Raw genomic sequence first — 23,701 nt, forward strand, 5'->3', positions numbered from 1 at the left:
GGGTAGACTCGGGGGATGGCAGCCATCCAAGTTCCGATCGACGGTGCGACACGAATCGTGGGCATCATCGGAGATCCTGTCGAACATTCACGATCGCCCGCCATGCATAACGCGGCGTTTCGCGCGCTGGGAATTCCATGGGCCTATATTCCCTTCCCGGTGTACGGACGGAATGTCGGTGCGGCGGTGCGTGGTGTGCGGGCTCTCGGGATTACCGGGATCAACGTCACCATTCCTCACAAGGAAGCGGTTCTCCGTCATCTCGATGAGTTGACCGAGACCGCGCGGGCTTGTCGAGCGGTAAATACGATCATCAATCGGCGCGGCACGCTGGTGGGCGACAATACGGATGCACCCGGTCTGACACGTGATTGGTCCGAAATTGGTTTGTCCGAAAAAGTCGACCTTGGGGTGGTCCTGGGTGCAGGAGGCGCTGCTCGTGCGGCTGCTGTGGCCCTGAGCAAACGGGCAAGGCGGATTGTCATCGCGGCGCGGCGTTCTCCTCGCGCTCGCGCTCTGGCGCGAGACATGAATCGGATTTCTCACGTTCCCGTCACAGGCGTGCAGCTCAGCGAACTGGCGCCGGAGCACCCCGCGTCAGCCGACCATCTGGGCGGCGCGGCGATTGTGGTCAACGCGACTTCCGTCGGGATGAACGGCGAAGATTTCTTCCCGCTGGATATTGCCGCGACGCCGCGAGATTGTCGTTTCTACGATCTGATCTACACCGCGAACCGGACGCCCTTTCTGGCGATGGCAGCGTCAAGCCGTCGGCCCGTCTTCAACGGTTTGGGGATGCTCCTCCATCAGGGTGCGCTTGCTTTCGAGGAATGGACAGGTCAGCCCGCACCTCTGGATGTGATGCGCCGGGCTCTTCGCGCTCGTAAATGAAAAAATTTCAACGCGGCGGAAGACGTCGCGAGCCCCCCCCGCGGCCATCTGACGATCTCGAGCCTTGTTTGCGGGCGCTCGATGGTCGATCCTACGGCGATTACCGTTGTCTCGAGGGCGATCCTTTCTCGCTGGGCTCGTTCACTCTGACATTCGATCGTGTGCAAGCAGACCCCTTTGCGCCACCAAGTCGTCTGAGCGTGGAAATCCCGACGCTCTGGCTGGATTTGCCGGCGGAAACCCGCAGCACCCTCGATCAATGTCGCGCGTCCGGAGATTTCCTGCACCGAGCCTTGCGGGTAAGCATGTGCGCCGGCGCAGGCGCCGGTGGGTCGCGCGCATCAGGTGTCCTCGGGATGGTGGCCGTCGGTCAGGAAGTCCTCGACCGCAGCGCGGTATTGGTCCGCGCCGACGGCAGCTGCCGAATACGACTCACAGCCGGACTCCCGGCCACGGGTCGCCGGATTCGTGGTCGCGCCGCTGTGTCGATGTTTCTCGACAGCTTGCCCCGGATCCTGAACGAAGCCATCAGCACCGAGGCACTGGACCATGCAGCTTTGAGGCATCAGGTTGCGGTTGTCGAAGATCAGGTTTTCCTGCGGCAGGAGTTGCGGAAGCGCGGGTTGGTCGCCTTCCTCGGAGACGGCGCAATTCTGCCGCGAGCGAGCGGTATCGACGATCGTCCACTCGTATCCGGGTTGCCGATTCTGGCGCCGCCGTCTCTAGCCATTGAAATCGAGTTGCCCCACGCCGGTCGAATCCGTGGGATGGGGATTCCGGAGGGCGTCACGCTGATTGTCGGCGGGAGCTATCACGGCAAGTCGACTCTCCTGCAGGCGATGGCGCGCTCGGTTTGGGATCAGATCCCCGGAGACGGCCGCGAAAGGTGCGTGTCACGGAGCGAGACCGTCTGCGTCCGTGCCGAAAATGGTCGATCGATCGCTGGTGTCGATTTACGACCGTTTCTGAGAAATCTTCCGCTTGATCGGCCGACCGAAAACTTCTGTACCGCGGACGCTTCGGGAGCGACTTCGCAGGCGGCAGCGGTTCTTGAGTCTATCGAAGCCGGTGCCACGGCCTTGCTGGTGGATGAGGATACCGCAGCCACCAATTTCATGATCCGAGACGCGCGAATGCGCCGCCTGGTGCCGTCGAGCGAGGAGCCGATTACCCCCTACCTCGACCGTGTGCGCCAGTTGGCTGAAGAGAAAAAAGTTTCTTCGGTTCTCGTCGTGGGCGGGGCGGGGGATTATCTGGATGTGGCCGATACGGTGATTCGCATGGCGAGCTATGCGCCCTGCGAGGTGACGGAGGAGGCCCACCGCATTGCCGGTGAGCTGCCCGCGAGCATATCCGAGGGACCGCAAGCGCCGGGCGAGTGGCCCCTTGCGGCGCTTCGCTATCCGCAGCCGCGCTCGTTTGTCGCATCGGGTCGGGGTCGATCGGCGCGCGTCCGGCGAGGGGATGGCTACCGGCTTGCCTTCGGGGATCAGACGCTTGATCTTTCGGCAGCCGAACAATTGGTCGACCCGGGACAGGTGGCGCTGATCGGCGATCTGCTTCTGTATCTGGGTCGCGAGCTCTGTGACGGCACGGTCACGCTTACCGATCTTCTCGCTTCGGTCGGAGAGGATCTTCGGTGCCGTGGCGTCGGTGCTCTGGCCGCGCCCGGGTTTGGCGACCGGGCCGCTGTCCGTCCGCTCGATCTGGCCTTTGCCATCAATCGGCTGCGTTCTCTCGTGTGCAGCAGGGCCTGAAAATACTGGTTCCGCAGGACTTTCAGACGAATTGCGTCATCGGCCATGGAAGCATGACTATGCGGGGCAGTAGAGCAAAGCCTATAAATATCGCGTTTGCGCTAAGGGTCGTGCGCAAAGCGCCGATAGGTCTATCGAGGTCAATTTGTGGGCAGCGTAGAATCATTGGTCAAGCGGGGTGGCGGTACCGAGCGTAATGCGCAGGTTCCGACCAGCCGTGTCGGGGAGCTTCTCCTGCGACAGGGTCTGATTGCCGAGGGCGACCTTCGCCTGGCGCAATCTCGTTTGCGTGAAGCTGGTGGTGCACTGACGACTCATATTGTGCGCCAATGTGAGATCACGGAGGCGGATCTCCTGACGGCCTTGCAGGAAGAATATCATCTTCCGGTCGTCGATCCCGGATCGCTGGAACTTGCGGATGAGTTGGTGGATGTTTTGCCCGCAGTAATCGCGATCAAATTTCAGGTTGTCCCGGTTAATTTGAGCCGAACGACGCTGACGCTGGCGATGGCCGACCCCTCCAACCTGGCTGCCATCAATGAAGTCAAATTTCTCACCGGATTCGATGTCCGTGCAGCCATTGCGAGTCCGACATCGGTCGAGAAATGTATCGAGCGCCACTACGAGCAGAACGTCAATTATGGCGACGTTCTCTCCGAACTTGGTGATGAGGATATGGAAGTCGTTCGAGCGGACGAAGACTTCGACCTCAAACAGTTGGAAAAAGCCACGGAAGAGGCGCCGGTCGTCAAGCTGGTCAACGCGCTTTTAGCCGATGCGATCAAGAAAAGAGCTTCGGATATTCACATCGAGCCGTACGAGAAATCTCTGCGCGTTCGCTTTCGTGTGGATGGCGTTCTGCAAGAGATCATGCAGCCGCCGCTGAAATTGAAGAACGCGATTACCTCTCGGATCAAGGTGATGGCCTCTCTCGATATTGCGGAGCGCCGGTTGCCGCAGGACGGACGTATCAAGGTGAAATTGGCGCAGGGGCGTGAGATCGATCTACGTGTCTCGACCTTGCCGACCCTTTTCGGTGAAAAAGTGGTTCTGCGAATCCTCGACAAGAATGGCGTGCAACTCGACCTGGAAAAGCTCGGATTCACAGGCCAATCGTTGGCGCATTTTCAGGAGGCGATCGCCCAGCCCTACGGGATGATTCTCGTTACGGGCCCGACAGGGTCGGGCAAGACCACGACTCTGTACTCGGCGCTTGCGCAATTGAATGATGCGGGCACCAATATCTCGACAGCCGAGGATCCCGTCGAATATAATCTGCCCGGCATCAATCAGATGCAGACCCACGAGGATATCGGTCTGAATTTTGCGGCCGCGCTGCGATCGTTTCTTCGTCAGGATCCCGATGTGATCATGGTGGGTGAGATCCGCGATTTTGAAACCGCCGAAATTTCGGTGAAAGCTGCACTGACCGGGCATCTTGTCTTTTCGACAGTGCATACCAACGATGCGCCTTCGACGGTCAATCGTCTGCTGAATATGGGCATCGAACCGTTCCTGATCGCTTCTTCGGTGAATTTGATCATGGCGCAACGTCTGGCTCGAAGTGTTTGTCCAAAATGCCGCGAGCCCTATGAATTACCGATGCAGGCGTTGATTGACCTTGGCGTCCCTGCCGAGGAAGCCGCCCCTGTCCAGACATGGAAAGGGAAAGGCTGCTCGCATTGCGGGGATACAGGTTATCGCGGGCGCACCGCGCTCTACGAAGTGATGCGGGTCACCGATGAGCTCCGGGAGTTGGTGCTTGCCGGAGCGACAGCCACCGAACTCAAGCAACAGGCCGTTCAGGATGGAATGGTCACCCTGCGGCAGGCGGGGATCACGAAAATCTCCGCCGGGGAGACCACGGTGGAAGAGGTCATGCGCGTCACTATGGCCGACTGATCGAGGTTGCTCCATTCAAGAAACCATCAGCGGCTACCGAAGGATCAGACAGAAATTGGGTCGAGTTGAGGGATGCATGAGTGCTGCTCAATGCAGGGTTGGCACGAACAAGCGGACGATTCGGGGAGGGATTTCAAAATGCAGATGCAGGATTTTTTCGAAGCGATGGCCGATCAGGGAGCTTCCGATTTGCACCTCACGGAGGGGGCCGCGCCCACCATCCGCATTCACGGAGAGATGACACCCCTGGAACATCCGCGACTCAATTCCACCGAGACCCGGCAGCTCTGTTACAGCGTCCTCTCGGAGGAGCAGAAAAAGCAATTCGAGGAAGAATCCGAGTTGGATTTCTCGTTCGGCGTGCAGGGAATCTCGCGTTTTCGCGGCAACCTCTTTGTGCAGAAGGGCGCGGTCGGTGCTGTCTTCCGCGCCATCCCCCACGAGGTGCCGCCGATCGCAGATCTAGGTCTACCTCGAACTGTCGAAGATTTGATCAAGCTCCCCCGGGGCCTGGTTCTGGTGACCGGCCCTACAGGGAGCGGCAAGTCCACGACGATGGCCTCGATGGTTGATCAAATCAACGAAACCCGCGCCGAACATATCATGACCGTCGAAGATCCAATCGAGTTCATTCATCCTCATAAGCGCTGCGTGGTTAACCAGCGAGAAGTTTTTGCAGATACGCAAAGTTTTGGTCAGGCCTTGAAGCATATTCTGCGTCAGGATCCGGATGTGGTTCTGGTTGGTGAGTTGCGGGATCTGGAAACAATCGAAGCCGCTTTGACGATTGCGGAGACCGGACATCTGGTCTTTGCGACCCTCCATACGAATTCGGCAGTGCAGACAATCAACCGTGTGATCGATGTCTTTCCGGCGCACCAGCAATCGCAGGTCCGAGCCCAGCTTTCCCTGGTTCTCGAAGCGGTCATTTCACAGACATTATTGCCCCGTGCGGACAAGGATGGCCGCGTCATGGCCTGCGAATTGATGATCCCGAATGCAGCAATACGGAATTTGATCCGCGAAGAGAAAGTCCACCAACTCTACTCGCAGATGCAGGTGGGCCAGGACAAAAACGGTATGGTGACGTTGTCCCAGTCCCTCCTGGACCTGCACAGTCGCGGAATGATCTCACGTGAAGCTGCTTTGCTCGCAGCGACCGAATCCGAGGAACTGGAACGCATGATGGGCGCGTCGCCCACCGACCGTCAGAAGGGTGGCGGGGTTTCCCCGCGCATCACTTTGGCACGCTGAGGTTTCTGATGCCTGTTTTTGCATACGAAGGCCGGACGGCCAGTGGCAAGATTCTGCGCGGCGATATGGAAGCCGACTCCCGGGAGGCGGTGATTTCCCGACTGCGCTCCCAACGCATTCAACCGATTACCAAGAAGATCAAGGAAAAGGGCAAAGGCCTTTCTCGCGAAATTAATCTTCCAACGATTGGAAACCCGGTCTCGCAGCAGGAAGTGGTGGTTTTCACCCGTCAGCTGACCACAATGGTCGAGTCGGGGATGCCGCTTGTCCAGACGCTCGACATTCTCGGGTTGCAGAGCGAGAACAAGCATTTCAAGAAAGAAATTCTCGCGGTCAAGGAATCTGTCGAATCCGGAGCGACATTCTCCGAAGCATTGCACCGCTTTCCCGGCACCTGGGACGAGCTCTATACGAATATGGTTCAGGCGGGCGAGATTGGCGGGATCCTCGATACGATTCTGTCCCGGCTCTCTGTCTATATGGAGAAATCGCTCTCTCTCAAGCGTAAAATCAAAGGAGCGATGATCTATCCGGTCACCATTCTATCGGTCGCCGTTGCTGTGACCATGGTGCTTCTGGTGTTCGTGATCCCGGTTTTCGGGGAACTCTTCGGTAGTTTCGGGCAGGCGCTTCCCTTGCCGACGCAGTTGGTCATCAACCTCTCGGATTTTGTGATTCAGTACGTGCATTGGATGCTTCTGAGTTTCGCGTTGGTGGTCTTCGGTATACGGCAGGCGGCCCGGACGGAACAGGGACGAACGATTCTGGATCGTCTGCTGTTGAAAATGCCGGTGCTCGGTTCGTTGTTGCTCAAGGCCTCGGTAGCCCGATTTTCGAGAACTCTCGGAACGCTGGTCTCCTCGGGCGTCCCGATTCTGGATGCGCTGACGATCACGGCGAAAACCGCTGGCAACAAGGTGGTTGAAAAAGCCGGCTTTTCCGTTCGGGAAAGTATTAGCCAGGGGCATACCATGCTCGAGCCCTTGCTGGCCTCGGGCGTTTTTCCCCCGATGGTCTGTCAGATGATCGGTGCCGGTGAGATGACCGGGTCGATCGATCAGATGCTGCAGAAAGTCGCTGATTTCTACGAAGAGGAAGTCGATAACGCGGTGGCCAACCTGACGGCATTGATGGAGCCTCTGGTGATCGTGGTACTGGGTGTGATCATCGGCGGATTGGTGGTCTCGATGTATCTTCCGATCTTTCAGATGGGCTCGGTCCTCGGCGCCTGATGGACCGAGAGGGGATGACGGCGGCATCGCCCGCTCGCGGGATGCGTATCCTGCTCCTCGCTCGACTCCTGATTGTCGCTACCTTTGTCGTCGCTATTCTGAGCTGGCTCTTTGCCACTAGTGCGGTGTTCTTCGCCGGTGAGTTCCGCCCGGGAATGATCCGCGCGATCGCGGTGGACGGGTTGGCGCTGGCGGCCCTGGCAGTTGCTTCCGGGTGGTTGGCCCAAAAGCTCGAAGGTGCCCAGCAGGAACTTTTCCGCACGAATGCGGCCATGGATCGTTTGAGTGCGGTGCATGCCGCCTTGGCGACTGGTCTCGAGTGCGGCGTAGTTGTTCTGGATGGAGTTGGTCAGATCCGGTCGGCCAATCCGGCCGCACAAAGGATTCTCGGTTGTCCGACACAGGAACTGCTGGGTCGCCGACTGACTTCGTTGGTCCCGCTCCTGCTGCGAGGGCAGCCGGATGCCGGCGGGTTTCAGGACTGCGAGCAGCGATTGCCTTCGGGGCAATCGCGCAAGCTGCACATCCGCCGTGTGCCGCTCGACAATTCGGCAATTCGCTCTGGCGGCGAGGTTGTCGTTCTGCAGGAACTTTCAGCCGAGCCGATTGTTGCAGGGGCAGCCGCGCTGTCGCTACCTTTGTCCGAAAATAACCTGCAGGCCCAAAAGGATTTTCTGGTCGGCGACGGGAGCGGGATGCAGGAGGTGCGACGGTTGATCGGTAAAGTCGCGGCGGCACCGGCTACCGTGTTGATCACTGGGGAGAGCGGCACGGGCAAGGAGCTGGTGGCTCAGGCGATTCATGCCGCGAGTGAACGAGCCTCCGGCCCCTTTGTCGTGGTGAATTGTGGAGCGATTCCCGAAGGCTTGATGGAGAGCGAATTGTTTGGCCATATCCGGGGTGCCTTCACGGGAGCGGAGAGCCACCGGACGGGCCTGTTTCGGCAGGCGCAGGGCGGGACCCTGTTTCTCGACGAGGTTGGGGAATTGACACAAGCGCTTCAGGTGCGACTGCTGCGTGTCCTGCAGGAAAAGGTGGTGACACCGGTCGGCGGCAAAAATCCTGTATCGCTGGATGTGCGCGTGTTGGCGGCAACGAATCGATCGCTCGAGGCTGAAGTTCGCGCAGAGAGATTTCGGCAGGACCTCTTTTACAGACTCGCTGTGATCACGATTGAAATTCCGCCGCTGCGCGAAAGGATGGAGGATCTGCCGGCGCTTCTCGAACATTTCCTGCAGCAAGCAGTGCTACGTCACCGCCGAGCCATTCGTGGAATCGATCGGGAGGCGATGCAATGCCTGCAGGGGGGCCGCTACCCGGGGAACGTGCGGGAACTGAAAAATATCGTCGAATACGCGGTGACTCTCGCCGAGTCGGAGGAGTTGACGCGAGAGGACCTTCCCGAGGCGTTGCGCAAAATAGCAGGAACCCCGGACCCCGAAGAAATTGCCCCGCACGCAACCCTGGTAGCCGAGGTTCCGGTCGGAGGCGGAGATCAGACGCGACAGGATTTGCTCGATTTTGCGTCCCGGATCTCCGAGAGTTTGGATGAACGACTGGCACGGACCGAACGAGATCTGATTCTCGAGGCGCTGGATCGCGCGTCTGGAGTCAAAAAGCACGCGGCCGCGCTGCTTGGCGTGAATTATCGGTCCTTGCGTCACCGCCTCCAGAAGCACGGAATTGCGGGCCGCTCGGGCCGGGCGCGCTTTTGAGAATGGCGCGGCTCTCCCGCCGCGATTGTTGCCGCCCCAGCATGCGCACGTTTTGTCAGCGGTGTTCGGATTTTGCCACCGCGTGTACGAAAACGTCGAAATCCTGCCGCTCGGGCAGCGTCAGAAACATGACGTTTCGGACAAATCCCGTCCATGGAAGTAAATAAGTCAATAATAACAAGGACTTACCTGAATTACTCCACGGGCGCTCCACGTGGCACCGACCTTGCAACGGGAGGGATTGGAAGCCGCGCGCCGATTCGCGTCGGCAAAATAGACCGCGGTGGTAGCGCAACGGCGCTCGGTACCGACACTGGAGGATGGCAAATGGAAATGATCAAGAATCTGAAGGAGCGAGACGAAAAGGGCTTTACCCTGATTGAATTGCTCGTCGTTGTAGCAATCATCGGAATTTTGGCGGCGATCGCGATTCCGCAGTTCTCGGCCTACCGGGAGCAGGGTTTCGACGCTCAGGCCTCTTCGCATCTGCGTAATATTGCGCTGGCACAGGAAGCCTATTTCGCGCAGGAAGCCACCTATGCAGCGGATGTCGCGTCACTGGCCCCGGCCGTGCAGACGGATTCGGATATTCCGGTCACCGTGGCTCTCAAGACCGGTGGTTTCACGTTGCAGGCGGCCCACGCCAGCGGCGGTAAAACTTTCAACTGGGACTCCACGCTGGGTGGTTTGCAAGCCGATAGCGGCGGCGAATAGATTTCATCTCAGCGAGCTTTCGAGAAATGGCGCCACTCCTCCGGGGGTGGCGCCATTCTTGTTTCAGGCTCTTTTTCAGAGGCCGCTCCGAGGGATCGCTGGCCAGTAGGGGCGGGGAATGCGACCATGACATCCGTGGATTTGGAAACTTTCATGCTTCTTCTGGTCTTGGTGACGGGGGCGATGGTTGGCAGTTTTTTGAATGTCGTCATCCATCGTGTCCCCCGTGGGGAAAGCGTTGTTACCCCGCGATCACGTTGCCCGAGCTGTCAGCACGAAATTTCCTGGTGGGAAAATATTCCTGTGGTCTCGTGGCTTCTGCTCCGAGGGCGTTGCCGGGGCTGTGGGGAAGCAATTTCTTTCCGCTACGTTCTGGTGGAGATCCTGGCTGCCCTTCTCGCGGGCCTGTTGTTTTTCAGATTTGGCCCGACGGTAATTTTTCTATTCTTTACGTATTTTGCCCTCAATCTGCTCGCGCTGACCTATATTGACCTCGACCATCAATTATTGCCTGACCGCTTGACCTTGAGTGGCTTGGGGGTCGGGTTGCTGGGAGCGCCGTTCGTTTTACCCGGGGAGCCCGGCCCGGCATTTCTTTTCGCCCTGCAGGGGGCGCTGGTGGGCGGAGGACTGCTTTACGGGGTTGCCTGGGCCTACGAGAAAATGACCGGGCGACAGGGCATGGGCGGCGGCGATATCAAATTTCTCGCCATGATCGGGGCTTTTCTCGGCTGGGAGGGCGCGCTGCTTTCGCTCTTTCTCGGGTCGCTGGCGGGGTCGCTGATCGGCTTGGCGCTCATGCTCGGCCGCGGCGCGAATCGTCGATTGGCATTGCCGTTTGGTCCTTTTCTGGCGATTGGTGCTCTGGTCACCCTCCTGTGGGGGCCGCAGATCCTGCACTGGTATTTCGGCTCGCTGCGGCTCTGATTTTTGTTGGCGAACGTTTTTTTCGCCGGCATACTGGGAAGAGCACCGGCAGCCAGGCGCGCAAAAGGGAGAACAACGCCATGACTCATGAAAATTGGACCACGCAAGCGAAAAGCAGCATGCGAATTGCGTGCGCGACCCTCGGAGTACTCGGATTGATTTCGACGGGATGGTTGACGGCAGCGAACGCGGCCATGTCGGTTGTGGGCTCGAGTTATGGCCGTGATTGCTATCTCAGCGCCTCGATGGGAGGCGATAGTCAGCAAGAGATTCATAAATGTCGGATGGCCCTGACCTTGGAACGTTTGGGGGATCGCGACCGCGCGGCGACTCTGGTCAACCTGGGAATCATTCTGACCCATGCGGCGCGCCACGATGAAGCGATCAGTTCATTTGATTCTGCGGAGAAGATCAATCCGGGCCTCACCGAGGCGATGATCAATCGGGGGAACAGCTATATCCACCAGCGAGAATTCATGCTTGCGATTGCGGAGTATGATCGCAGCCTGAAGCTGGGCACACGTCGGCGCGCGGAGGCTTTTGCGAACCGCGGTCTCGCCCACGAATACGTGGCGGACTATCCGCGAGCAGCAAGCGATTATGCGTGTGCGCTCGCTCATCGCGAGGGCTTTCCCAAAGTCGACCGTGGTCTGACTCGCGTGCGTACCAAAGGGGTCGAGATTCCGGAATGTCCCGTCGAGTTAATCGTGAGCTACGATACAGACTGAGGGCTCCGGACGGGCGTCTTGCGCTCCGGCACACGATGATCGCCTCCGGGATTGTTACTCGATTCCGCCAGGTTTAATTCTGCCGAATGCCTCTTTGCAGAAACGTTCGTCGGTGGCCCGGAGATCGTGGTTTCACGGTTCCCGAATTATGTCTGGTTTTGACTTTGATGGGGATCCTCGGAGGCATCGGGTTGTTTTCCCTCCGATCGCAGTTGGATGGTGCGCGTTTGACCGAGGGGGCGGCGCGCATTGCGGCGACGCTTTTTGAGTCGCGGGCGGGCGCCATCCATGAGGGACGCATCTGGCGGGTCGAGGTGTATCGGAATGCTCTTCGGCTGCATGCGGGCGGGCGAAATTTTGGCGGAGTTCCGATGCCCGAGGGGGTGCGGCTTACGTTGAACTCGAATGGGGATGTTCGTTTCTACCCGGATGGGCATGCCGAAAACGGAACCTTTCGTCTGGCCAATCCGTTCGGGGAAAAAACGGTAGTCCTCAACCAGCGCGGTCGTGTGCGGTTGCCATGATGCCGGGGAAGGAGAATCGACAGTTTCGTCGCGGCATTGCTGATTCCGGGTTCGGCCTGATCGAAGTGCTGGCCGCCCTTTGCCTGATCCTTGCGGCGAGCATGGTCAGCTTGTCCGCGGGTTCGGCGAGTTGGCGCGCTTTTCGTACCGCTCGTCTCGAGGCGGAGGGGCTGGCGGCCGGTCGCGACAAAATAGAGGAATTGATCGCTCTGCTCCCTGCGCGCAGGGTGGGCGGACACGATCAATGGGGCCATGGAACGGCCCAGTTTACCCGGACCTGGCAAGTCCGGCCCTGGGTTGGATACCCGGGTTTGCAGAGACTGGAGGTACGAACGAGCTGGTTGGATGAGGATCTTGTGATCCTCGATCTTGCAGCGGTGGCACGATGAATCCTGCACCTGTCTCTGGTCCGGGTTCTGGCGCCGGTTTTTCTTTGGTCGAACTTCTGGTTTCGATGGGATTGGGGACCATGGTTCTGGCGACCGGGGTGGCTCTGGTTTTGGGACATGCCCGGTGGACCTTCCAGTTGCGTCAGGAGGCACACGCGCTCGCCGGTTTGCACTGGGCGATCGAGCAGACGGCCGCAGATCTTTACAGTACAGGGGTCGACCCACAGGGCATCCACCCGCTTGATCCCCTCGAAATCAGTCGGCATGCATTCTCGCGGGCCGCCGACCTTGACGGTGACGGGCGTGTGGACACTCGCTCGGCCGAGTCTGTGTCCGTCCTTCTTTCTCCGCAGGGTGATCTGATCCGGCAGGTTGGTCGGCAGCGGATGGCTCTTCTGTCGGGCGTGGCGCCCGGGGGATTCTCCCTGCAAACTTTCGATCGCTTCGGTGAACGCACGGAGCCAGCGGCATCCGCCGGGCCAAGGGGTTCCCTGATGCCTCCATCGAATGCTGATGCGGAGGTTGCTCGAGTGCTCTTTCAGATGGATACCTTGCGTGGAGGCCGTTTGACCTCGAGCGTGGCACTGCGTTGGGTGGCCCGACGCGAGAACGCAACCCTTCCATGAACAACGAAAGGGGATCCATTTTGCTCGCGGCCCTGAGCTTGGTGCTGTTGGTCGGCGTGAGCGCCGGGAGCGTTTGGTTCTGGCTCCGCGCAGACTTGCGCTCGATCGGTCAGGGACGTGCGACTCTTCAGGCCCTCTACACCGCGGAGGCCGGACTTCTCGGTGCAGCGAACAGTCTGTCGCCGCGCCTGGAACCCTTACCCTCCGACGCGGAGCTGATGCTTTTAGCGGAAGCGAGATTGGTGGAATTCCCCGGCCCACCGCATGGCTTTCGCCTATCCTCGTGGCGATCCGACCGCTCGGCCGACGGATCGAGAGAAGTATCCGTCGTGGCCGAGTCCGAGGCTGCGGGGGGCGCGGGGCGAGCTCTCGAAGGTGTTCTGGTTCGTGCTCGCGAGCCCTATGCGCCGGCGAGTCTGCTGATCGTTACGGGTGAGCTCCGTGTGTTCCCGGGCGAGGCCCCTGAATTCTCCGCGACCGGCGATCCGGTGATCGAAGTCCTCGGGGACAGCGATGTGGCGCCGCTCGCCGCCGGGGACCATGAAGCGGCGCGTGCACTGGAACTCCTGGAGCGGCGCGGTTCGTTTGCCCTTCGAGGGGAGGGCGGGGTCATAACGGCTCGACCGATACCGGTAGATCTTTTTCTCGCGGAAGGGCAACGAGAGGCCGTCTCGGCGGGCAGCCGTGGGTTCCGATCCTCACCGAGCGAGGTGCTCTACCTGCAGGAAGGGATCGTGAAAGATTTTCAGGGTGATGGTCTTCTCGTCGTGGTCGGTGATCTTCGGCTGGAAGGGGTGGTCGATTTTGCCGGTGTCATTCTTGTTGGGGGTACGCTCGAGCTGTCGACCTCGGAATGCAGCATCAGAGGATTTGTTCAGGTGCATGCGCTGCATGCCTCCTCCCCCTGCACGTTTCGTCGAGACTCCGCTGCGGTAGCCGGGGCTGATGCGCTTCAGGCATTGCCGCGAGAGGCACGCTTGCGTGCCGCTATCGCCGCCGTCCGGCGCTGAGTTCAGCCTGCGTTATGAGAATTGCGACCCAGGTCGAACGGTTTCTCAACGAGGAGCGTTTCCAGGACTTTCCCGTCCCTGGCGACCCACGGTCGGTCTTCATAAGTGGTTCCATCTTCGGCATTCGTGGCGTCAGCCTTCGCATACTGGATCACCCATGCGCGCCTTTCACGATCCGTCGAATGGTTGCCGACGGTTTTGTGTACAAGCAGGGATGAGAAAATCAGAAGATCACCGGCTTGAGCATTCAAGGCGATTGCACCGGAGGCTTCCACCTCCGGGATCACCCAGTGGACATCGCGTAGTTCATGCGATTGCTGACCGTGGCGATGGGAGCCGGGGATGACCAGGAGACCGCCGTTGTTCAAATCGGAGTCGTCCAGGGCCAGCCAGAACGTGAGATATTCCGGTACTTGGCCGCGTTGGTAGCCGTTGTCCTGGTGCCAATCGATATGGCTCCCGGAGCCCGGCGATTTATTGATCCCCTGATCCCACCAAAAGCGGATATCGGGCCCCAGACGATCAATGGCGAGCCCCACCAAATCGGGATGAGTGAGGATTTTTCGAAGCGGATCGCTGCGGAAATTGAGCATCGCGCGATAGGGAAATTTTCCATCGACCTCATTGCCCAAAGTCTGTTTTTCCGGGCGCACGAGAATATCGTACTCGTGGCGGATGATTTCGAGATGCTCGTCGTCGAGAACCTGTCCCAGGTTCACGAAGCCGACTTCGTCCAGGGCGTGTTGTTGCTTCGGGGAGAGGCTCATATAGCGGCAACATCCTGCGGCTCCGGCCCGGCGTCAAGGGGGCGGCACGGTACGCCAAGGCGTTTGGGCAGGGATTTGCGCTGACGGAAATGTACGGACCGTTCAAATATCGTCAAAATATCGACGCTTGGCGTGCTTGGGCAAACTCGAGGATTGACATCAAGCTACTGAAATTACTGAATAATATAAAATTCCGCCCACGACCGCCTCCGAGGAACGAAGATTGCAATGACAAGGGCTGGAGGATTGTGATTGTGGCAGCGAAAAACCAGAAAAAGCAGCAAGCCCGCGGCGGCCTTCTCCGCAATGAGGGGGGATTGAGCTTGATGGAGGTGATGGTCGCGACCGGAATGATCATGATCCTCGCGGGAATCGCTGCTCCCCAATACTCGCAAATTGCTCGCCAGATGCGAGCCAGCGCGGCGGCCTCTCAGCTCCTTGGTAATCTTGCTTACGCTCGCGCGCAGAGTATTCGCACCGGCGTCCGTCACTATGTTTCGACAACGGGAGAGGCGGGAGTTTCCTATCGGGTCCAACGTGTGGGTACGAATAATATGATCGTGCCGGAAGAGGATCCCGTCCTCCGTGCGATCGATCTGCGCGAATCGATGCCCGGTGTGGAATTCGATCTGAACGGAGCGGAGACCGGTCCTTACGGAAATGCAGTCGAGGTTGCAGCTCCAGCGGCGCCGATCGTATTCACGGCGCGCGGAATGCCGTTGGATACCGGAGCTTATTATGTCCGGACATCCGAAGGCTCTGTTGCCTACGCGGTGTCGGTAACAGGAGCGGGTCGAGCACGTCTTTGGCGGCAGACCGAGGCTGGCTGGCAATGAAGCGGCTCGGATCGGAAGATGGATTCACTATCATCGAAACGCTCGTTGCGATGGTTCTGATTGCGATTGCCTTTCTCGGGCTCGCAGGTGTTCATACGGTTTCGGCGAAGGCACAGTCTCTCGGGAACAATTTGGGCTTGGCGACTCATCTGGCTGACCAGCACATCGAGGAATCCTTGCGCACATCTTTTGATTCCATTGTGACCACCTGGGAACTCGAGGAACGCGAGGGTGTTTCCTTCACGGTGGTGCGGATTGTTTCGGAGATTGGCGTCGCCAAAAAAGTGGAGGTGCTGGTTCTCTGGAACGAGCGGCTTGGCCTGCGTTCGATTACTCTTTCCTCGCTGGTAAGTCAGGTGACCAACGCATGAAGTCTTCAGCGCAGCTGCGATCGCAAAAAGGCTTTTCATTGATCGAGATGCTTGTCGCGATCACGATCGGAGGTTCGATTCTCGGCAGTATGGTTGGGGCCATGACGGCGCAGAGCCGCAGTGCCTCCTACCAGCAGGGCCTTGCCGATGCGCAATTGACCAGCCGCGCGATTGGATACCTCTTTCAGCAAGATTTGCGGATGGCGGGATATGGAATGCTGGGCGTTGGTGCCGAAACCGGCCTTTCGCCGGTTTCCTACGCCACACAGACCGGGCGACAGGAGCTGACGCTGCGGGGAGCCTTTGGCGATGTGCGCAGCGTACTTGTGGAAACGGCCGGAGCCGGCAGCGCATCAATTCAGGTTGCTGCGGGTTCCAATTTTGTGGTGGGCGAAGTGGTTCTGATCGATAGCGGACTGAGTTCGGAGACCGGAACGATCGCCGGGCTGCAGACCATCGACGGTGCTCTGCAGATTCAGCTCGAAGGTTCTCTGGCACACCAATATCCGATGGGGACCAAGGTCACTGAAATCGAGGAGATCATCTGGCTTCTCGAAGATGGCATTTTTCGTCGAAACGGCTCCGTGATGGGCGACAATATGCGAGAATTGCAGCTCGAGTTCATTGACCAGGACGGGGATATTTCGTCCTCGCCGTCGGATGATCTGCGTGCCGTGAAGATTGTTCTGCGGACAGCACAGGCGACCGGACTCCCGGATGACCCGGAAGCCTCTTCCACAATGCAGACTGAAGTTAATGTTCGTAATTTGGCGTTTCGTTTCCAAATGGGGTGATGGAAATGGTGAGACTTCGCGATGAACAGGGGATAGTGATGCTGGCCGCATTGGGGATGGTTGCCATTCTGGCGGGCATTTCGCTGGCGGTGGCCAGTAGTGGGCAAATGTCGACCATCGGGGGATCGCTCAGCGTGGAGTCGGTGCGCGCCTTCTACGCCGCTGACGGCGGGGTCTTTTATGCCTTGGGCGAGGCCGAGAATTTCGATCCAGACATTGCTCGAACGACCGATCTCAGTCAGATACCGGTGGCTCTGGATGCCGAAGTTGCGTCGGCTTTTGTTGGCTATGAATCACTGCCGGGGAATTTGATGATCCGGACAACGGATGGTCGACTGCGCCCCGCTCAATTCGGTCAGGGTGCAGGGCTGGGGAAAATGTTCATGTTTCAGATCGATTCACGGAAAGTCTCGGGCCAATCAGGTCTGGCGTCGCGGAGTCATGTGCGAATGACCGCTGCGCGTCCCGGACCATGTATGGAATGTGGAGGCTGATCCGGTGGTGCCCGAGCTTGAATTTGGGGGACGGCCGCGGCTCTCGGTGAGTTTGCATCAATGGCGACGAATCTTGCTCGCAGGTTTTCTGCTGACATTTCTCTCGACTGGTTCGGCCCTCGCCTTGGACACGGATATATTCACAGGCGCGAAAGTGGACCCGAATGTCCTGATCGTTTTCGATAATTCGGGAAGCATGGGGAATGTCGCCTACAATGTCTATCCCGGTGGTGAATATACGGGCGACTATGAACCTGGTCTCGTCTACTCTCGATGCCGCTCCAAAAATGGTGTGGCGGGAGGCAATGTGCGCTCGGACTGCAGTTGCCGTCGAACACAATCTACCTACGAGGTTGATGAAAGTAGTTGTGCGGGTTCCATGGTCGACTTGATTCCGGGACCCGGGGGCGACGATATTGATGATCGCGAGTCGCGACGTCGGCTTGGAAGCCGGTTGAATTTTGAAACCAACCCGCCGCGGAATTGCAGTTTGCCCCCTCTCGAAGCCTGCTCGAGTGACACCGATTGTCCAGGCGAAGACAATACTTGCGTCGAGCAGAATAAAATGGCGATCGCCAAGGGGGTGATGGTCGCTGCTTTGAATAATAGCGCCCATGAAGATGTCCGGTTTGGGATGACCGTGTTCAACCCGGCTTCACTGAACTACAGTACGCTCGATTATTTCAATGAGGGATCGGTTACCTCATGGCACAATAATAACGACGCGTTTGTATTTCCCGTGCAGGACATGGATGCCGCCGCGCGTGGCGAGCTGACCGCAATTATTCAGGGGCTGCAGGCCGAAGGTGGTACACCGACGACGCACCGATTGATCGATGCCTGGGAGTACTTCAACGGCCAGATCGCGGCGAGCGGTTTTTCGACATCGCCGGTCGAAGAGACTTGCCAGCGGAACTATGTGCTGATGGTCACCGATGGCGTGCCCGAGGTTGAGGGCGACGAACTGGAATGGACACAGTCAGAGTGTCGCTTTGATCGGTTGGAAAATTTTGTCGGAAGTCCGGGCGATTTGAATGGTGATGGCAAGGAGGATCCGGCGAGCCCGGCATACCTCGCCAATACGGGCGAAATGTTCAACTGCGGCTCGGATTATCTCGACGACGCGATGCTGAAGATTCGAGGGGAATATCCGTTGGGGAACACGGAAAACCAGCCCCTCTCCCTTTTCGCAATTTCGTTCGGGTTTGATTATTGCGAGGAGCCTGCCGAAGGCGATCTGTCACCGGGTGCGGGGTCTTTGCTCTGGCGCGCCTCGGAGAAGTACGGTGGTGGAGAATGCCTCTCGGCAGCGGATCCCGAGGATCTCGATGATGCTTTGCGGGAAGCCATCAATCTGATCAAGAATGATGCGCAGGCTTTTGTCGCGCCGGTGGTTCCCGTGAGCCAGACCAACCGAACAGAGTCGGGTGATCGTCTCTATGTGGCGCTCTTCAGCCCGCGCGAGGGCGGGACTGAATGGCCGGGCAACCTGAAGAAGTACGGGTTGAACAAGGATGAGGGCGCTATCTGTAACGCATCCACGCCTGAGTGTACGCTCGGCGGCAGCGGTGCCGCCACGCTTGAGGATGGCACGCTTCTCGCAACGGCTGAGTCGTTCTGGGATGCCGCGAGCGGGGGGCCATCGGGTAACTCGGTGACCTCCGGCGGCGTGGGCGGGCTTCTTCTCCAGAGAGATGTTCTCTCGCGAGAGATTTACACCTATACCGAAACGGCGACAGGCAACCTGGGCGGCGTGGACCTGACCGCGGACGCGCAGGCCTTCTCGCGTGAAAACGAAGCTCTGACGCCCGGGCTTTTGGGACTCTCCTCGACAGATACGGATACGCGCAATCAGCTGATTGATTATGTTTACGGTCTGGATTCGTTCGATACCAACGATGATGGGGTCGTCACGGAGAAACGTGGCTGGATTCTAGGGGATATTATCCACTCCATTCCCCTGATCATTCGCTACGAAGAAACCGACGAGGATGCGCTGATTCTCGTCGGGGCCAACGACGGACTTCTGCATGCTTTTGATGATGAGACAGGGGAGGAGCTATGGGCATTCCTCCCCCCCGACGTTCTTTCCAATTTGCCAGAGCTTCAACCAGACGAAGGGGGTGAGCATCCCTACTTCGCCGATGCTTCGCCCAAGATCTGGGAAGATGACGGAAAAAAAATCGTCGTTTTTGGTCTGGGCCGAGGGGGGCGAGCGTACTACGGCCTGGATGTGACCAGCCGAGTTGCTCCGAAGCTGCTGTGGCGGATCAATTCGACAACTTCCGCCTATACGGAATTGGGCTATTCTCACTCGACGCCGGTGTTGACTCGCTTCGGTCCGGCCGGAGGCGCTCCTGTTGCCGTGGTGGGTGGAGGATATGATTTCTATTTTGATGCTGCCGATGCGGATACGCCGAACCCGAGCGGCCACGGGCGCGCTCTCTATGCAATCGATTTGCATACGGGCGATCGTTTAGGTTTTGCGCAGGTGCCCGGGATGGATTTTGCAATTCCCAGCGATCCTCTCCTCTTTGATATCAATGGCGATGGTCAATTTGATCGGGGCTATATCGGTGATCTGGGCGGTAACCTGTGGCGAATTCGCGACGATTTTCAGGTGGACCGAATCTTCGCTACCCCGACGGGTCAGCGTATTTTCTATCGTCCCGATGCTGTGGTGAATTCTGGTTCGGTGATGGTTTATTTCGGCACCGGAGATCGATCGAACCCCTTGTCGACAGATATTGTCGATCGATTTTATGCGGTCCGGGATACGGGGCTTGATAATCTGGCCGAGAGCTCTCTGGTCGATGTGACGCAGAATATACCGGCCCCGGGTAGCCCACAGGAAGAGGCTCTTGCGAATTCGATCGCAGCCAAGGATGGGTGGTTTATTCGGCTCGAGGGTGAAGGCGAAAAAATCCTTGCTTCGCCCACCGTATTTTTCAACGTGGGCTTTGCGACCTTCACACCCTCGGCGGCCTCGTGTGCTGCGGGTGGCGATGCACGGATCTACCTTCTGAATCCGCTGAACGGAGCTCCGACTCTCGATCTCGCCGGAACGAGCGGCGGTAGCTTGGGCGACGGCAGCGGCACAGGTTCGGGGCCTGATGGTGATCTGGTAGCGGGGGATCGTTGGGTGATGGTCGGCCAGAGTATCCCGACTTCGCTGAAGGTCACTTTCGGTGACGATGAAACCAAGGCTTTTTTCGGAGTGACCAAGGGTGGTGGCATCGCGCTGCAGCCATTGGCTCTGCCACAGATTGCCGGCAATGTGATTCCCGTGGATTGGCGGCAAGTCTATGAATAATCGGATGAGAGTTTCGCGTCCCAGCCGCGTCCGTCTTCTCGGATGCGCCCTGGGTTTGTGCTTGTTGGGAGCGGCCTACGATGTCGCGGCCCAGGAAGCCCCCCGATTGGTGGAGGGCAAAGTGACCTATATCGAGGCCAGCGCGGTCGAGGTCGACGGTGTTCGCGGGTTGATCGTTCCCCAGTCCTCAGTGATCTCCAGCGGCCGAGAAGTGGGGATCGGTGGAGTCCGGCGGGGGATGCCGGCTCGGCTCGAGCTTGATGCGTCCGGACGGGTCTTGGAGCTCCGGCTGTCCGGAGTTGTCGAGTGATCGAAAATGCTTGAATGATTTCTGGCGAGTTTCGTCCCAGAGAATGGATGCGTTTTCGGAGACTGAGACGCCCATGGACTCCGACAGGCTGAACGCAGCTACAGCGGCATAGTGGTATGTCGCTGAACACCTACGGTTCCGGGTGTCGGGGTTTCCTCCTCCACCTCGGTACCCGGACCGCAGGTTGCCTGCCGGATCAGGAGTTCTGGATGCCCTTGCGGGATTCAAAATAGATCACCTGATCCCTCTCGATCGTGCGTAAATCCTGTCGCGCTTCGAGCAGGTTGAGGTGAGCGATCGTTTCCATCACCGCAGCCCCTCGGTTGAACCGCTGTTCTTCGGGGTCTCCCTCGAAGACCCATTTAAAGGCATGCTGGGCCACCTCGTAGGCGCTGGCCGGTTTCTTCTGCAGATAGTCCAGCATCTCCCGCATCCGATGCTCATGATGGGCGATCAGCTGCCGGGCGCGGCGGCTATGGTCAGGATAGATTCCCCCATGGGCCGGAGCGACAAAGCGAATGCCTTCGAGCGCTGCGATCTTCTCCTGCGAGGCAATGAAGTCGCCGAGAGGGTTCTGGGGTCCCCCCGCAAAGACGCCAATATGCGGGGTGATTTTAGGCAAAAGGTGATCCCCCACGAAAAGAGCACCCGTGTGGTGCTCGAGAAAGCAGCAATGTCCGGCGGTATGGCCAGGCGTATGGATCACCTCGAATTCGCGATTGCCCAGCTGGAGTCGCTCGCCATCGACAAGTTCGTGGTCCGTTTGCGGAGCCGGCCGGAAACCATCTGCCCAGACGTTGGCCGGCTTGGGGGCCTCCTTGACCTCGGGGGGAATCGGGATGCCGTGGCGTCGGACATGATCAACCATGGTGGACCCCGACATTTCGCTCATCCACGCAATGGTTTCGCGCTCCTTGGGGTGGAGGTAGATCCTCGTGCCGAAGTCCTCGACGAGGGCTGCCGAAGCACCAAAATGATCGGGGTGGTGATGCGTGGCGAGCAGATATTTCAACGAACCCGGAGCAACGCCGATCCTGTCCAGCGCCGAACGGAAAGCCTCTCGGCTGGGGGGTCGAGCTGTCCCGGTATCGATCAGGGCCCACTCCCCGTTCCCCAGATCGACCAGGTAGACATTAATGATTGTCGGTTTCGCCGGGAGGGGCAGGAAGACTTCATGAATTCCCTGACCCAGATCGACCGTCTTCCCTCCTTCGGGTCCTTGAATACTCACTCGTGAATCCGATTCTCGATCTCGAAGGTGACCTTGCAGCGAACACGCCATCCCTGAACTCGTCCTTCTTCCACAAGGGCTGTCGTTTTCACCAGTTCGACCTCGCTGATGCTCGACAGGGTCACGGAAGCTCGTGAGATCGCGAGTTCGACAGCATCCTCGATCGAATTCGAGGAGGTACCAATCAGTTCTACGACTTTTTCTACCACGGCGTGATTTCCTTCCGTTGGGCTAGCGAGCAAGAATCTCGACGGCGCATCCCGAGCAGCTTTTCTGCAAGGCCTCAGCGAATTTTTTGACACTTTCCTGCTCCCGCGTCGAACCGGAGGCGTCTGCGAGCTTTCGTGCTTCGGCAACCATGGATGCGGCTTGAACGGTATTTTCGTCGATATTGTAGGCTTCCGCCAGTTCGAGTCGTTTTCCGATGGATTGTGGGTCGAGTTCCAGAGCGCGTCTGAGCAAGCGAATGCCCTCCGGCACATTGCCGCCGAGCAGGAAGGGGAGCTTGACCAACATGCCTCCGCGTGACCCGAGAGCATCGGCATGGTCGGGGTTCAATTCCAATACGAGGTCGAGCTCCCGCTGCAACGAAGGCAATTGCACAGCTCCGAGGGCCAATCCCTGCATTTGGGCGAGCCGCCCGCGTGCGGCGAAGTGCAGGAAATGAGCGTCTGCGCTCTCGGGGAGAAGCTCGACCGCTCGCTCCGAATGACGCTCCGCAGCAAGATACGCTTCACGTTGCTTGGCAGAGGTCTCGGCATTCTCGGCCTCGTCCAGCCGCTGGCTTGCCAGGCTCAGTTGACGATCGCCTTCGGTTTGGTGGCCCTCAGGAGTCTGCGGGGTCGTTGGTGGCGTCTTCGGCTCGGCCACGGCGATTTCTGCCCCGAGCGAGAGCAGAGCTGCGATGGCCACAGTGCCGACCCTCAGGCCAGCATTTTTCAAAGGGTTCATTTTCCTCGTTGACTGCATTTCGACCACGCGAGTAGCATCGGGAATCGACCAGCGGGAATCTACCTCCGGTCACGACGACGTTCGGATCCATATGAAACTTCACGCTCCATCAAATCGCAATACCTCTCTGGAAAAAGCGAGCAGGATACTCTTCGCTTTCGATGAAGAGACCTCACAACTCGGCGTCATGGATATCGCCCGCCGAGTGGGGTTGAACAAAAGCACGGTGAGCCGATTCGTCTCCAGTCTGACCGACCTTGGGCTTTTGGAGCGGGTGGAAGGGGGTCGCAAGGTCCGGCTTTCGCTCCGGCTCTACGAGATCGGGATGCTCGCGGTCCGCCACCGACCGATCCTGGGTATCGTCGGATCGACTTTGACGCGCACCGCGGCGCGCGCCGGTGAAACCTGTGCTGTCAGCGTGTTGATTGGTGATGAGATTGTCTTCCTCGAGCGAGCAGGTGGCGGTCGCGAGTCGGTTCGACTGGAGTTGGGGCGTCGTTTCCCTGCAGCTACTTCGTCAGCCGGACAAGTGCTTCTGGCCGGGGCGGATCTGGATGATGCAGGGCCCGTGGTTTCGACGTTCGAGTTTGCGCAAGCGGAAAATGAGGACGATCGTGCCCTGAAAGCAATCCGTAGTATTGGATATGCGACTGAAGTGGGACAGATGATTGATGGCGTCAGTTCGGTCGCGGCTCCAATCCTGGATCGATCGGGTTCGCCGGTCGCGGCGCTGGCGGTTCTGACCAACCGCGGGCACGCTGGGGAGCCGATTCCCGCAAAGCTGGTCGAGACGGTCACTTCGGCCGCCGCCGAGGTGTCCGGAAAATTGGGATACTATCGCGCAAGGAAGGGCGAGAGGAGGAACGAGCGTCAGCCTCGATCGCTTCGCGCGGAGGCCGGCTGAAGGCTCGCTTCGCCACGACTTGAGGATCTGATCCCGCTACCATCACCTTGTCATCCAATCT

Annotated in this window: 24 protein-coding genes; 20 read left to right on the top strand and 4 right to left on the bottom strand. The window is 58.8% G+C overall.

What is annotated here, in order from left to right; all coding sequences use genetic code 11:
* Window positions 1–15 precede the first annotated feature (15 nt).
* The 13 genes from aroE (at window position 16) to P8K07_15120 (ending at window position 13,669) form a co-directional block, all read left to right on the top strand.
* Window positions 16–891, top strand: a complete 876-nt coding sequence (gene aroE / locus P8K07_15060; protein MDG1959841.1) for a shikimate dehydrogenase — start codon at window positions 16–18, stop codon at window positions 889–891.
* Window positions 888–2,648, top strand: coding sequence for an ABC-ATPase domain-containing protein (locus tag P8K07_15065; GenBank protein MDG1959842.1), 1,761 nt, complete (start codon window positions 888–890; stop codon window positions 2,646–2,648). Before aroE ends, P8K07_15065 begins: the two co-directional genes overlap by 4 nt.
* A gap of 165 nt (window positions 2,649–2,813) precedes the next feature.
* Complete coding sequence (gene pilB / locus P8K07_15070; GenBank protein MDG1959843.1) at window positions 2,814–4,550, top strand: type IV-A pilus assembly ATPase PilB; 1,737 nt, start codon at window positions 2,814–2,816, stop codon at window positions 4,548–4,550.
* Between the two features lie 138 nt (window positions 4,551–4,688).
* Window positions 4,689–5,804 carry a type IV pilus twitching motility protein PilT gene (locus tag P8K07_15075; GenBank protein MDG1959844.1) on the top strand — a complete coding sequence of 372 codons (1,116 nt, stop codon included), beginning with the start codon at window positions 4,689–4,691 and terminating at the stop codon, window positions 5,802–5,804.
* A gap of 8 nt (window positions 5,805–5,812) precedes the next feature.
* The gene (locus P8K07_15080; protein MDG1959845.1) at window positions 5,813–7,036 is read left to right on the top strand and encodes a type II secretion system F family protein; all 1,224 of its coding nucleotides are present in this window, start codon (window positions 5,813–5,815) and stop codon (window positions 7,034–7,036) included.
* A 14-nt stretch (window positions 7,037–7,050) separates the two neighbouring features.
* Window positions 7,051–8,751, top strand: coding sequence for a sigma 54-interacting transcriptional regulator (locus tag P8K07_15085; protein ID MDG1959846.1), 1,701 nt, complete (start codon window positions 7,051–7,053; stop codon window positions 8,749–8,751).
* A 327-nt stretch (window positions 8,752–9,078) separates the two neighbouring features.
* The gene (locus P8K07_15090; GenBank protein MDG1959847.1) at window positions 9,079–9,465 is read left to right on the top strand and encodes a prepilin-type N-terminal cleavage/methylation domain-containing protein; all 387 of its coding nucleotides are present in this window, start codon (window positions 9,079–9,081) and stop codon (window positions 9,463–9,465) included.
* 126 nt (window positions 9,466–9,591) lie between these two features.
* Window positions 9,592–10,392, top strand: a complete 801-nt coding sequence (locus P8K07_15095) for a prepilin peptidase (protein ID MDG1959848.1) — start codon at window positions 9,592–9,594, stop codon at window positions 10,390–10,392.
* A gap of 80 nt (window positions 10,393–10,472) precedes the next feature.
* Window positions 10,473–11,120, top strand: a complete 648-nt coding sequence (locus P8K07_15100) for a tetratricopeptide repeat protein (GenBank protein MDG1959849.1) — start codon at window positions 10,473–10,475, stop codon at window positions 11,118–11,120.
* Between the two features lie 86 nt (window positions 11,121–11,206).
* A complete protein-coding gene (locus P8K07_15105; GenBank protein ID MDG1959850.1) occupies window positions 11,207–11,644 on the top strand; it encodes a hypothetical protein in 438 nt (145 codons plus the stop codon).
* Complete coding sequence (locus tag P8K07_15110; protein MDG1959851.1) at window positions 11,641–12,033, top strand: hypothetical protein; 393 nt, start codon at window positions 11,641–11,643, stop codon at window positions 12,031–12,033. The genes P8K07_15105 and P8K07_15110 overlap by 4 nt, the downstream gene beginning before the upstream one ends.
* On the top strand, window positions 12,030–12,659 hold the full coding sequence (locus tag P8K07_15115) for a type II secretion system protein (GenBank protein MDG1959852.1): 630 nt from the start codon (window positions 12,030–12,032) through the stop codon (window positions 12,657–12,659). Before P8K07_15110 ends, P8K07_15115 begins: the two co-directional genes overlap by 4 nt.
* Window positions 12,656–13,669: a hypothetical protein gene (locus P8K07_15120; protein ID MDG1959853.1), complete on the top strand. Its 1,014-nt coding sequence runs from the start codon at window positions 12,656–12,658 to the stop codon at window positions 13,667–13,669. Before P8K07_15115 ends, P8K07_15120 begins: the two co-directional genes overlap by 4 nt.
* A 2-nt stretch (window positions 13,670–13,671) precedes the next feature.
* Here the strand turns inward: P8K07_15120 and P8K07_15125 are convergent, their stop codons facing one another.
* Window positions 13,672–14,436 (bottom strand): phytanoyl-CoA dioxygenase family protein, encoded by a 765-nt coding sequence (locus tag P8K07_15125; GenBank protein ID MDG1959854.1) that lies wholly within the window; start codon window positions 14,434–14,436, stop codon window positions 13,672–13,674.
* 254 nt (window positions 14,437–14,690) lie between these two features.
* Here P8K07_15125 and P8K07_15130 point away from each other — a divergent pair, with 254 nt between their 5' ends.
* The 6 genes from P8K07_15130 to P8K07_15155 are packed head-to-tail and all read left to right on the top strand — an operon-like array spanning window position 14,691 to window position 20,554.
* Window positions 14,691–15,272 (top strand): GspH/FimT family pseudopilin, encoded by a 582-nt coding sequence (locus P8K07_15130; GenBank protein ID MDG1959855.1) that lies wholly within the window; start codon window positions 14,691–14,693, stop codon window positions 15,270–15,272.
* Window positions 15,269–15,643 (top strand): prepilin-type N-terminal cleavage/methylation domain-containing protein, encoded by a 375-nt coding sequence (locus P8K07_15135; protein ID MDG1959856.1) that lies wholly within the window; start codon window positions 15,269–15,271, stop codon window positions 15,641–15,643. The genes P8K07_15130 and P8K07_15135 overlap by 4 nt, the downstream gene beginning before the upstream one ends.
* Entirely contained in the window at window positions 15,640–16,437 is a 798-nt protein-coding gene (locus P8K07_15140) for a prepilin-type N-terminal cleavage/methylation domain-containing protein (GenBank protein ID MDG1959857.1), read from the top strand. Before P8K07_15135 ends, P8K07_15140 begins: the two co-directional genes overlap by 4 nt.
* Before the next feature lie 5 nt (window positions 16,438–16,442).
* Entirely contained in the window at window positions 16,443–16,931 is a 489-nt protein-coding gene (locus P8K07_15145) for a hypothetical protein (GenBank protein MDG1959858.1), read from the top strand.
* A gap of 7 nt (window positions 16,932–16,938) precedes the next feature.
* Window positions 16,939–20,244 carry a PilC/PilY family type IV pilus protein gene (locus P8K07_15150; protein ID MDG1959859.1) on the top strand — a complete coding sequence of 1,102 codons (3,306 nt, stop codon included), beginning with the start codon at window positions 16,939–16,941 and terminating at the stop codon, window positions 20,242–20,244.
* Window positions 20,245–20,248: 4 nt separating this feature from the next.
* The gene (locus tag P8K07_15155; GenBank protein ID MDG1959860.1) at window positions 20,249–20,554 is read left to right on the top strand and encodes a hypothetical protein; all 306 of its coding nucleotides are present in this window, start codon (window positions 20,249–20,251) and stop codon (window positions 20,552–20,554) included.
* Window positions 20,555–20,750: 196 nt separating this feature from the next.
* Here the strand turns inward: P8K07_15155 and P8K07_15160 are convergent, their stop codons facing one another.
* From P8K07_15160 to P8K07_15170, 3 genes are read right to left on the bottom strand one after another with little or no spacing between them, the layout of a single operon-like run.
* Window positions 20,751–21,785, bottom strand: coding sequence for an MBL fold metallo-hydrolase (locus P8K07_15160; GenBank protein MDG1959861.1), 1,035 nt, complete (start codon window positions 21,783–21,785; stop codon window positions 20,751–20,753).
* The gene (locus P8K07_15165; GenBank protein ID MDG1959862.1) at window positions 21,782–21,994 is read right to left on the bottom strand and encodes a dodecin family protein; all 213 of its coding nucleotides are present in this window, start codon (window positions 21,992–21,994) and stop codon (window positions 21,782–21,784) included. The genes P8K07_15160 and P8K07_15165 overlap by 4 nt, the downstream gene beginning before the upstream one ends.
* A 22-nt stretch (window positions 21,995–22,016) precedes the next feature.
* On the bottom strand, window positions 22,017–22,736 hold the full coding sequence (locus P8K07_15170; protein ID MDG1959863.1) for a hypothetical protein: 720 nt from the start codon (window positions 22,734–22,736) through the stop codon (window positions 22,017–22,019).
* A gap of 91 nt (window positions 22,737–22,827) precedes the next feature.
* Between P8K07_15170 and P8K07_15175 the strand changes: the two genes are divergently transcribed.
* Entirely contained in the window at window positions 22,828–23,640 is an 813-nt protein-coding gene (locus tag P8K07_15175) for an IclR family transcriptional regulator (protein MDG1959864.1), read from the top strand.
* Window positions 23,641–23,701: the final 61 nt, after the last annotated feature.

The sequence above is a fragment of the Candidatus Binatia bacterium genome (assembly GCA_029248525.1).
In the GTDB taxonomy this organism is placed as follows: Bacteria; Desulfobacterota; Binatia; order UBA12015; family UBA12015; genus UBA12015.